The sequence below is a fragment of the uncultured Gemella sp. genome (assembly GCF_963537375.1).
GTDB lineage: Bacteria > Bacillota > Bacilli > Staphylococcales > Gemellaceae > Gemella.
The window spans coordinates 1-9,289 of the sequence record NZ_CAUTDQ010000053.1; the positions used below are offsets into that span (position 1 = coordinate 1).

The 9,289-nt window shown below is 29.8% G+C and carries 10 protein-coding genes, 1 tRNA gene, 1 pseudogene and 1 riboswitch; of the genes and pseudogenes, 7 read left to right on the forward strand and 5 right to left on the reverse strand.

The genetic code is table 11. The annotated features are described in order from the left end of the window. Together RYK99_RS08215 and RYK99_RS08220 are read right to left on the reverse strand one after the other, a co-directional pair. Positions 1 to 666: pseudogene (locus RYK99_RS08215) on the reverse strand (CAP domain-containing protein); the annotation flags it as partial. 464 nt (positions 667 to 1,130) lie between these two features. After that, complete coding sequence (locus RYK99_RS08220; protein ID WP_314991702.1) at positions 1,131 to 1,862, reverse strand: metallophosphoesterase family protein; 732 nt, start codon at positions 1,860 to 1,862, stop codon at positions 1,131 to 1,133. Between the two features lie 192 nt (positions 1,863 to 2,054). Here RYK99_RS08220 and tehB (RYK99_RS08225) point away from each other — a divergent pair, with 192 nt between their 5' ends. Then, positions 2,055 to 2,888, forward strand: coding sequence for a tellurite resistance methyltransferase TehB (tehB, locus tag RYK99_RS08225; RefSeq protein ID WP_314991704.1), 834 nt, complete (start codon positions 2,055 to 2,057; stop codon positions 2,886 to 2,888). Positions 2,889 to 2,937: 49 nt separating this feature from the next. On the opposite strand, the gene RYK99_RS08230 is transcribed toward tehB (RYK99_RS08225), so the two are convergent. Both RYK99_RS08230 and RYK99_RS08235 read right to left on the reverse strand, forming a co-directional pair. Further along, the gene (locus tag RYK99_RS08230) at positions 2,938 to 3,441 is read right to left on the reverse strand and encodes a GNAT family N-acetyltransferase (protein ID WP_314991706.1); all 504 of its coding nucleotides are present in this window, start codon (positions 3,439 to 3,441) and stop codon (positions 2,938 to 2,940) included. A gap of 67 nt (positions 3,442 to 3,508) precedes the next feature. Further along, positions 3,509 to 3,976, reverse strand: a complete 468-nt coding sequence (locus RYK99_RS08235) for a low molecular weight protein-tyrosine-phosphatase (protein WP_314991708.1) — start codon at positions 3,974 to 3,976, stop codon at positions 3,509 to 3,511. A 160-nt stretch (positions 3,977 to 4,136) separates the two neighbouring features. Between RYK99_RS08235 and tehB (RYK99_RS08240) the strand changes: the two genes are divergently transcribed. From tehB (RYK99_RS08240) to RYK99_RS08255, 4 genes are all read left to right on the forward strand, one after another. Next, positions 4,137 to 5,000 carry an SAM-dependent methyltransferase TehB gene (gene tehB / locus RYK99_RS08240; protein ID WP_314991710.1) on the forward strand — a complete coding sequence of 288 codons (864 nt, stop codon included), beginning with the start codon at positions 4,137 to 4,139 and terminating at the stop codon, positions 4,998 to 5,000. A 64-nt stretch (positions 5,001 to 5,064) separates the two neighbouring features. Further along, positions 5,065 to 5,152: riboswitch (TPP riboswitch) on the forward strand. Positions 5,153 to 5,227: 75 nt separating this feature from the next. Then, positions 5,228 to 5,785, forward strand: a complete 558-nt coding sequence (locus RYK99_RS08245) for an ECF transporter S component (protein ID WP_314991712.1) — start codon at positions 5,228 to 5,230, stop codon at positions 5,783 to 5,785. Further along, positions 5,785 to 7,155, forward strand: a complete 1,371-nt coding sequence (locus tag RYK99_RS08250; RefSeq protein ID WP_314991714.1) for an ABC transporter ATP-binding protein — start codon at positions 5,785 to 5,787, stop codon at positions 7,153 to 7,155. Before RYK99_RS08245 ends, RYK99_RS08250 begins: the two co-directional genes overlap by 1 nt. Continuing rightward, on the forward strand, positions 7,136 to 7,792 hold the full coding sequence (locus tag RYK99_RS08255; protein ID WP_314991716.1) for an energy-coupling factor transporter transmembrane component T: 657 nt from the start codon (positions 7,136 to 7,138) through the stop codon (positions 7,790 to 7,792). The genes RYK99_RS08250 and RYK99_RS08255 overlap by 20 nt, the downstream gene beginning before the upstream one ends. A 61-nt stretch (positions 7,793 to 7,853) precedes the next feature. Here RYK99_RS08255 and RYK99_RS08260 read toward each other — a convergent pair. Then, a tRNA-Sec gene (locus tag RYK99_RS08260) sits at positions 7,854 to 7,950 on the reverse strand. 212 nt (positions 7,951 to 8,162) lie between these two features. Here RYK99_RS08260 and RYK99_RS08265 point away from each other — a divergent pair. Continuing rightward, positions 8,163 to 8,615, forward strand: a complete 453-nt coding sequence (locus tag RYK99_RS08265; RefSeq protein WP_314991718.1) for a LytTR family DNA-binding domain-containing protein — start codon at positions 8,163 to 8,165, stop codon at positions 8,613 to 8,615. Between the two features lie 5 nt (positions 8,616 to 8,620). Continuing rightward, a partial coding sequence (locus tag RYK99_RS08270; RefSeq protein WP_314991720.1) for a LiaF transmembrane domain-containing protein occupies positions 8,621 to 9,289 on the forward strand: 669 nt, incomplete at its 3' end.

Below are 9,289 nucleotides of genomic sequence, written 5' to 3' on the forward strand. Positions count from 1 at the left end.
GTCTGAAGTATTTGGTCTAGCAACAGTTGTTTCAGCTGCTTTTGGAGCTTCAACTGGTTTTACATCTTCTGCAGGTTTAGTTGTATTTTCTGCAGGAGCTGTTGCTGCTGGTTGTTCTGATTTAGTTGCAGCTTCATTTCCTTTTTCATTATTAGTAGCTGAAGTTGCTGGAGTTTCATCTTTTTTAGTTTCAGTCGCAGGAGGGTTAACAACTTTTTTATTTTCCTCTTGTTTTGCTTTTACTTCATCAGTTGCGATTTCATAACGAACATTAATATTAAAAGTATGTGTTCCTACTTTGTTAACTGTAGTAAATCCTTCTCTTTTAACCTCTGTATTAGGTAATTTTCTTGTTGGAGCTTTTGCTGTCATATCTAATTCTACTACAACTTCTTCCCCAGCTTTAATAAGATCTTTTTTTAATACAAACTCAGATTTAGTTTCAGTTGTAATACGAGCAATGACATTTGCCACTTCTTTATCTGCTACTAGTTTTGCATAATAATGACCATTTAATTCATATACTTTTGCTTTTACGCTAGCTTTATTTACATCAACAGCTGCAGTCTTAACTTCAACTGCATTTGTTGGTAGTGATGTTATACCTGTTAATAATACTAATCCTGTTAAAACTTTACTCGTTAACTTTATCCCTTGTTTTTTCATTGATATATTCTCCTCATTTCATCGAAATCGTTTTAATTCTTAATTTAATAATTACTTCTCCTTAATTATAATCATTCTAGATTTTATTATCAATAGATTTTCTATTTTGTAATACAAAATACATTTTGTAACAATTTAGAAACATTTAAAAATGAAGAGAATAATTCAAATCGCCGCAAACAACTTAATTATTTTATTTTTATTAGTTACTTTTAACTTCCATTTCTTTTAAAAGTAAGAAATATTGTTCAAAAATACTTTTAAATAAGTATTTTATTTATTTTTCAAATCTTTTTACTTAAAACTAAATTTTAAGTATATTTAAGGTTCGAGACTTATAATGTATTTATAACTAGTAAATAGTTATAAACTTCATAAACTTTCCTTTTCTATAAGAGACCGAGACAAATGTGCTCGGTTTTTTTTTGTTTATAAAGAAGGATAGAAGCTGATTTCATCAACTCCTATCCTTCTTTATTGCAATATATATCCTCTTCTACTATCTTACTTTGTTTGATTATTAATTCAGATTCTTCTATTACTACTATATTTAATTTACCTCCATAAACACAGCCACCATCAATATTTATTCGATTATCTTTTATTTCATAATAAGGATCTTCTTTAATAGGGCTGTGTCCATGAAATACTTTTTTATTATATTTCATCTCACTTGTTAAAAATGGTTCTCTTATCCAAACCATGTCACGATGTGTTTGATTCCAAAAGTTTTTATTAAAATCTACACCAGCATGCACGAAGTAATAATCTTCACTCTCATATCTTGTAGGCAGATTTTGCAACCATTTCCTTAGATTTTTTTTATCTCTGGCAAATTTTTGGAAGTATTCTCTTCGTGATTCCGTTATTGCTTCTGGATAAAACGACTGTAATGTTGTTAGTCCATTATTTCTAAAATAGTGGTTTTGTCTTTTTGAAGATGTATTGTCATACATTGCTTCTTTTATTGCTAAATTAAACATGTCTTCATGATTTCCCAATAAAACTACATGTTGTTTGTGAGCTTTTTGTAAATTATAAAAATATTCCCAAACTAATTTGGTGTTCCTACCTCTATCACACATATCGCCTAAACAAATTAGTTTATCTTCATTACTGTTGAATTCTACTTCGTCTAGTAGTTTCTTCATCGTATAAAAACATCCATGTATATCTGAAATTACTATTGTTCTCATAAAAACACCTACTTCTTCATTTAATTCTTATATCTATAATAATAGAAATTAACTATAATGTAAATAGTATTGTTTTATTAACACTATTGAATTACATCGTTTTCAATTTAATACTTATTCTTTAGGATATCATTTTTAATTAAACTTTTCACGTGATATAATATTAGTAAATTACTATGAAAGGCACAGCTTATGGAGAATAATTTACTTTGTTTTAAACGCACTTCAAACCTTACTGCTCTCTCACTTCCAAAAGACTATAGAGAGGGCTTTTATACTAAACAAGGTGTTTGGACAAAACTGATAATAGTTAAAGGAAAAATGAAATTAAGCTTTCTAGATATAGAGAACAGCGTAATTAAACAGTGTTCTTTAAATAAAAAGAGTGAAATTAGTCTTATTGAACCAGAAAGCATATTTAGAATTCATCCTAATTCTACCGACCTACAGTTTCACCTAGAGTTTTACTGTACAGCTGAGAATTACTTTTTTAACAAGTACGACCTAAGTCCTGCTCATCCGGAAGTCGTTGCTGCAATGAAATACATAAAACCTTGCAAAACGTTAGACTTAGGTGCAGGTCAAGGAAAAAATTCATTATACCTTTCTTCGTTAGATTTTAAAATTACTGCAGTCGATATTGATGCGAAATTCTTACAGGATCTTGCTGATATATCAATTAAAGAAAAACTAAATCTTAATGTTTTTAAACATGATATCGGTGAAGCCAATATAAAGGATACATATGACTTTATATTCGCTACTGATGTATTTATGTATTTGAATCCAACAAGAATACATAGTATTATCGCTAATATCAAAAAACAAACTAATGATGGTGGATATAACCTAATCGTGAGCGCATTAAACAAAGCAGGTCATAGATGCCCTCCATTCCCATTTACTTTTATCGAAGGTGAGTTAAAAAACTATTATAATGACTGGAAAATAATTAAATATAATGAAAATCTTTCCGTTTCACCTTATCCATACGCTGTAATTCTTGCTCAAAAAATATCAGAATAAAATCTATCCCCACAAGATTATTCAAATTTTCTTGTGGGGATCTTTTTTTCTATTCAATATTTTCTCTAATATCTTTTTGGTACCATACAACATCATACCAACGATTAAATTTATAACCTACTTTTTCGAAGTGAGCTACCTTTCTAAACCCTCTCTTCTCGTGAAATGATACACTACCTTCATCAGGATATGCTATACAGGATGTTAATCTGCATATTCCTCTATCGTAAAGTTGTTTTTCAAGTTCATTATACAACTTCTCTCCAACACCTTTTCCACGAGCTTTTTCATCTAAATAAATCGTAATTTCAGCTGTCCATTTATATGCATCTTTCGGATAAAACTCACTAGCATATGCGTATCCTAATAAATCATCTCCTTCTTCCGCTACCAAAAATGGATAACTTTGGATTGTTTTTGAGATTTTCTCTTCAAATTCGTGTACACTTGGTACAGTATAATCAAAAGTAATAGCCGTATGTTCTACATATGGTCTATAGATATTCACTAATTTTTCGGCATCTTGTAACTCTACCGTTCTAACATTTACCATTGCTTATCTCCTTAAAACTTACTTCTTATACATAATATTGTATAATTGGAAATTTTTCCATAAGTGTTCATTCTTTTAAAGATTTTCTTTTTTTTATCTTTTCTAATAAAGCCGTACATCCTTTAGTTACATCTTTAAATGTTGTTTTGAAGTCTCCTGTATACCACGGGTCGTCAATAATTCTATCTTCTCCGGCGTATTCTAGTAATTTTTTGACCTCACCAGTTTTTCTTCCTGCGATAAATTTCTTAATGTTTTCTATATTACTATCATCCATTCCTATGATATAGTCTGCTTCTAAGTCACCATCGTTAAGGATACGAGAATACATTCCCTCTACTCCAATTCCAACCTTAGCAAGCTCTTTTCTAGTTCCACTATGAACTGGATTACCGTGTTCCCAACTACTAGTTGCTGCTGAATCTATTTGAATTTTTTCGCTTAATCCTTCTTTTTCTACCATATCTCTAAATATCGCCTCTGCCATAGGTGAACGACAAATATTTCCTAAACAAACAAATAATACTTTTACCATTTTTTCATTACCTCATTAATATTTACTTTCTATATTATTATAACATAAAGAGTTAAAATCAACACAATAAAGACATAATCTCTTAGCTCTCCTATTGTTTTATTTTTATATTTTACATGATATAATAATCTTAAAGTTATCCATTAGTAAGGAGATTAAAATGACAGAAAACTTAGTATGCTATAAACGATTACCCAACTGGACAGCTAAAACACTCCCTGAGCCTTTTAAACATAAACACAACACTAGAAAAGATATGTGGGCTAAATTAACTATTCTTAAAGGAAAACTACAATTTACAGAATTAACTGAAGATAATGAAGTTGTGAAGGAGCATATATTAACACCTGAAAGTGAGATTCCTTTCGTTGAACCACAAGCATGGCACCGCATTGCACCTTTATCTGATGATTTAGAATGTTTCTTAGAGTTTTATTGCGAACCAAAAAATTATTTCGCTAACAAATACAATATTAACCCTGCCCACTCTGAAGTGGTAGAAGCAATAGAAACTATCAAACCTTGTAAGACATTAGATTTAGGATCTGGTCAAGGTCGTAACTCTCTATTCCTTTCTAAACTTGGTTTCGAAGTCACTGCGGTAGATAATAATATTCCTGCTTTAGAATTTTTAATGGAGACTTCTAGAATTGAAAATCTAGATATTAAAATCGGTAGTTACGATATAAATACAGCAGCTCTTAGAGATACCTATGATTTCATACTTTCAACAGTAGTTTTAATGTTTATCGAAGAACAATCTATTCCTAGTGTAATAAAAAATATGCAAGAACAAACTAATATCGGTGGCTATAATTTAATAGTTGCTGCCATGTCTACTGAAGATGCTCCTTGTCCTCTTCCTTTCCCATTCACTTTTAAAGAAAATGAGCTTAAAGAATATTACAAAGACTGGGAATTCGTTAAATATAATGAAGATTTTGGACAACTCCACAAAACAGACGCTAATGGAAATAGATTCAAACTGCGCTTTGCTACTATGTTAGCTAAGAAAATTAAATAATTTCCTTTATGTAAGCTAGTTTTTTGACACCGTTATCAACGGATGTTATAATTCTAGTTAATCATTAAAACATTTGGGGTGCATTTAGCTGAGATTATACCCACGAACCTGATGTTGTTAGTACAACCGTAGGAAAATGTTTATTTAACTATGTTTATTTTTAAGTATATGAAATTTAAAAGTACCTCTTGTTGTTTTAATGAATAAAATAACAGGAGGTTTTTCTTATGAAAAAATGGTCTACAAAGGACATTATTATTTTAGCCTTAATAGGTTTCTTATTTGGGGGGATTTTCCTCGCTGCTGGATGGATTTATACTGCATTAGAGGCTGCACTTACTCCGCTAGGTTATCAACCTTTCGCAAATGAGATTCTATTCGGGCTTTGGGTTATGGCTGCACCTGTTGCTGCTGTATTGGTTAAAAAACCAGGAAGTGCAACTTTAGGTGAAGTCCTAGGGGCATTAGCTGAGATGCTATACGGTTCATTTTTCGGAGCTGGAGTTATCATCTCAGGTATAGTACAAGGATTAGGATCAGAGTTCGGATTTTTAGTTACAAAGTATAAACGCTATGATTCTAAATCTCTATTTCTATCTGCAATAGGGATTACACTTTTTAGCTTTATCTTTGAATATTTCAAACTTGGTTACGAAGCTTATTCTATAGGATTTATTCTAGCATTATTAGTTGTTCGTTTTATCTCAGTAGTGATTTTTGGCGTTATCTGTGTAAAACTTATTCTAAATATCGTTAATAAAGTTCAAAAAAGTGGTAATGAGTAATGAACATTATAGAAATCGTTAATTTTTCTCTAAAAATTAAAGATAAAATCTTATTTAATAATGTTAATCTAAAGATAAAAGAGCACAATTGGCTAGTTTTAACAGGAAATATTGGTAGTGGCAAGTCTACCCTACTTCGAACAATTTGTAAATTAAATAGGGAAAAATACGATGGACTCATAACTTACAAAGAAAAAAATATAGTTGATATACCTATGCAAGAACATATTAGAAACATTGGGTATGTGATGCAGCACGCTATTAATCAGTTTGTTATGCCTACTTTAGAAGAAGAGATAATCTTTGCTTTAGAAAACCTATGTTTAAATCCTCAGGTTATTAATGAAAAACTAGAGTATGCTTTATCAATCACTAAAACAAAAGAACTCGCAAATAAACATATCCATACATTATCTGGAGGAGAACGTCAACGTGCTGCATTTGCTGTTGCTTTAGCGATAGGGAGTGAAATATTAATATTAGATGAACCTTTTGCAAATGTCGATAAGAAAACTCGTAACTCTCTATTAACTTTACTTAGAGACTTAAACAATAAAGGTATGACTATAATAGTTTGTGATCATGAATATCAACTTTATTTAGACTATGCAGATACTTTCTATTATCTTTCTAATGGGAGTTTGGAATTAATAGAAAACCCAAGCATAAAAACTACAACTATAAATCTTGCTAAAAACATACAAACAGAAGAATTGTTAAAACTTAAAGAAGTCATTATTACTCAAGGTAATAAAGAATTATTAAACACAACAGATTTTACAATACACAAGGGAATTACCACACTTACAGGAGATAACGGAACAGGAAAAACAACCCTATTACATGCTATCTCCCAATTAAAAAAATATAAGGGAAATATTTATTTTAAAGATACCAAAGTGAAAAAATCAAGAAAGTTATATAGAAAAATAAGTACTTGCTTACAAGACGCCTTTCAGCAATTTATTAGTTTAATGCCACGAGAAGAAATATCTATGCAAAAAGATATTTGGGATCACGCTAACATGTGGCAAGAAAGACTTTTAAAAGAATTTGATTTAGAAAAAGAACTCGATAAAAGTTTATATTATTATAGCGGCGGGCAAAGAAAACTTATTCAACTTATGTGTTTATTAAGTCAAAAAACTGAGCTATTACTGTTAGATGAACCTTTTACTCATCTAGACGAAAGAGCCTGTTCATTCATTATGGATTGGATTGAGGCAAATAAGAAACTTGTGGGACAGTCATTTATTATTGTTAGCCATAGATTAGAACCGCTAAATAATAGAAGTGATTACCATATTGAAATCTCAAATAATACTTTACATTATATAACGGAGGATAATTATGGAAAAGAAAATAATTAGCCCTACTCTTACCCTAATAATAATGTTATTAACTATTTGGATTTCATTTAGTAAACTACTAGCTCCAAATATTACTATAATATGTACAACAATAGTTTTATTAGTTTCTTCGAAATATTGGAATAAGTTACTGATTTTTATATTCCTACCTCTTCTACCAGCAATAGGTTCTGCCTGGGCTATTATTGTTCAAACTTCTAATTATAAATATGCCCTTATTATTTTTACTAGAACATATAGTTTCGCGGGATTAGGTTTGATTTTAGCGACATACATCTCTCTAGTAGAACTATTGAAATATCTTGAACAGCATGGACTTTCATCTAATGTTGTCTATGGCCTTCTAGTAGTTATTCAAGCATTACCAAGAATACAATATGAAACACAAATGATTACAAAATCAAGTCGTCTCAGAGGAATTTTCTTACCTTTTTGGTCACCTTACTACTATGCAAAAGCTATATTTATAGCTTTAACTTGGCAACCTCAAATATCTGAAGCAATGACAGTACATGCCTATGAAGACTTTAAAAAACGAACTCACTATAATAAATATATAATCGATAAAAACAAAAGTATATTTATTATATTGATTTTCTCTATACTTTTATCTCTATTATTAATACTAAATAAATAGAAAGAAGCCATCATGAAAATCACTCCATGATGGCTTTTATATGTCTAAAAAATAAAAAAACTGGCGGGAATGTGTGGGAATCGAACCCACCCAAGAGGCTCTTAACCCCTCATACTAGTTTTGAAGACTAGAGAGCACACCAGAACTCATCCACTCCCAAGTATGTTTATATTATACAATAAATATTGCAAAAATGCAAGATGATATGTTAACGTATACAGAACATTAGTCTATTTATGAAATCACAAGTGTTCTCATATGCCATAGTTATACCACTTACAACTGGTTTTTTACCACTTACCTAAAAGCTATTAATTTTTACGTTGAAATAATATATAATATACCTATAAACATTTAGAAAGGAGACAATATGAAAATTAACATAGAATTAGATTCAACGCTTAAAGACATCGAACTTGTTATTAAAACACCTGACTTAAATAATGATGTAATATTAATTAAAGAACTAGTTGAAAAAGCTTTATTAAATTCTCAAAAAATAATTTTCTATAAAGGTGACTCAGAATATTTCATCCCACTTGAATCAATATTATTTTTTGAAACTTCTGATAATAAGGTATATGCCCATACTACAGATGAATTCTTCGAAGTGAAGTTTAAATTGTATGAATTAGAAAAGATGATTCCATTTTATTATTGTCGAATTTCTAAGAGCTCTATAATAAATACAAAAGTAATTTATTCGCTAGAAAAATCTTTTTCTGGTTCTAGTACCGCTTCTTTTTATGATTCTAAGAAGCAAGTCCACATATCAAGACATTACTATAAAATATTAAAAGACAAATTAAAAGAAATGAGGTAAAGAAAATGAGAAGAAGTTTTATTGGATTATTTTTTATAATACTAGCTATAACTACTCTACTTGATGGATTCAGTATTTTTCCAAACGGATCAATCTTCTTAGCTATATGTACTGTAGTTCTTGGATTTTTTGCAATTCGAGGTTTAATGGATTTTGACTCTTTTGGAACAATATTCCCACTAGCATTATTATTTTATGTTTATAACAAAAATTATCACTTTGCAAACATATCAGGATGGAAAATATTCTTAGTTGCTATTTTTCTTAGCATAGGTATTTCTATGATTTTACCTAGAAGATATAAATATAAAGAATTCAGAAAGATTTACAGAAAAAAAAGCTATCAAAAAATACATAATGGACACGATTATTCTGATGTAACATTTGGTGAAAATACACAGTATATAGATATAACTAAATCTGATTCTTTCACTACTTCTACTAAATTCGGAAGTACAAGTATCTATTTTGAAAAACTAGATACCTATCCAATAAAAAACTTTGAACTAAATGTATCTGTTTCTTTTGGAGATTTAAAAATATATATCCCAAAAGAATGGGCTGTTGAAAATAATACAAATAGTTTCTTAGCTAAAGTTCCAACAGATTCTAACAGTGTTGCAAATGATGTTAAAATTATACTAAACGGTTCTGTTAATTTCGGAGAAGTTCAT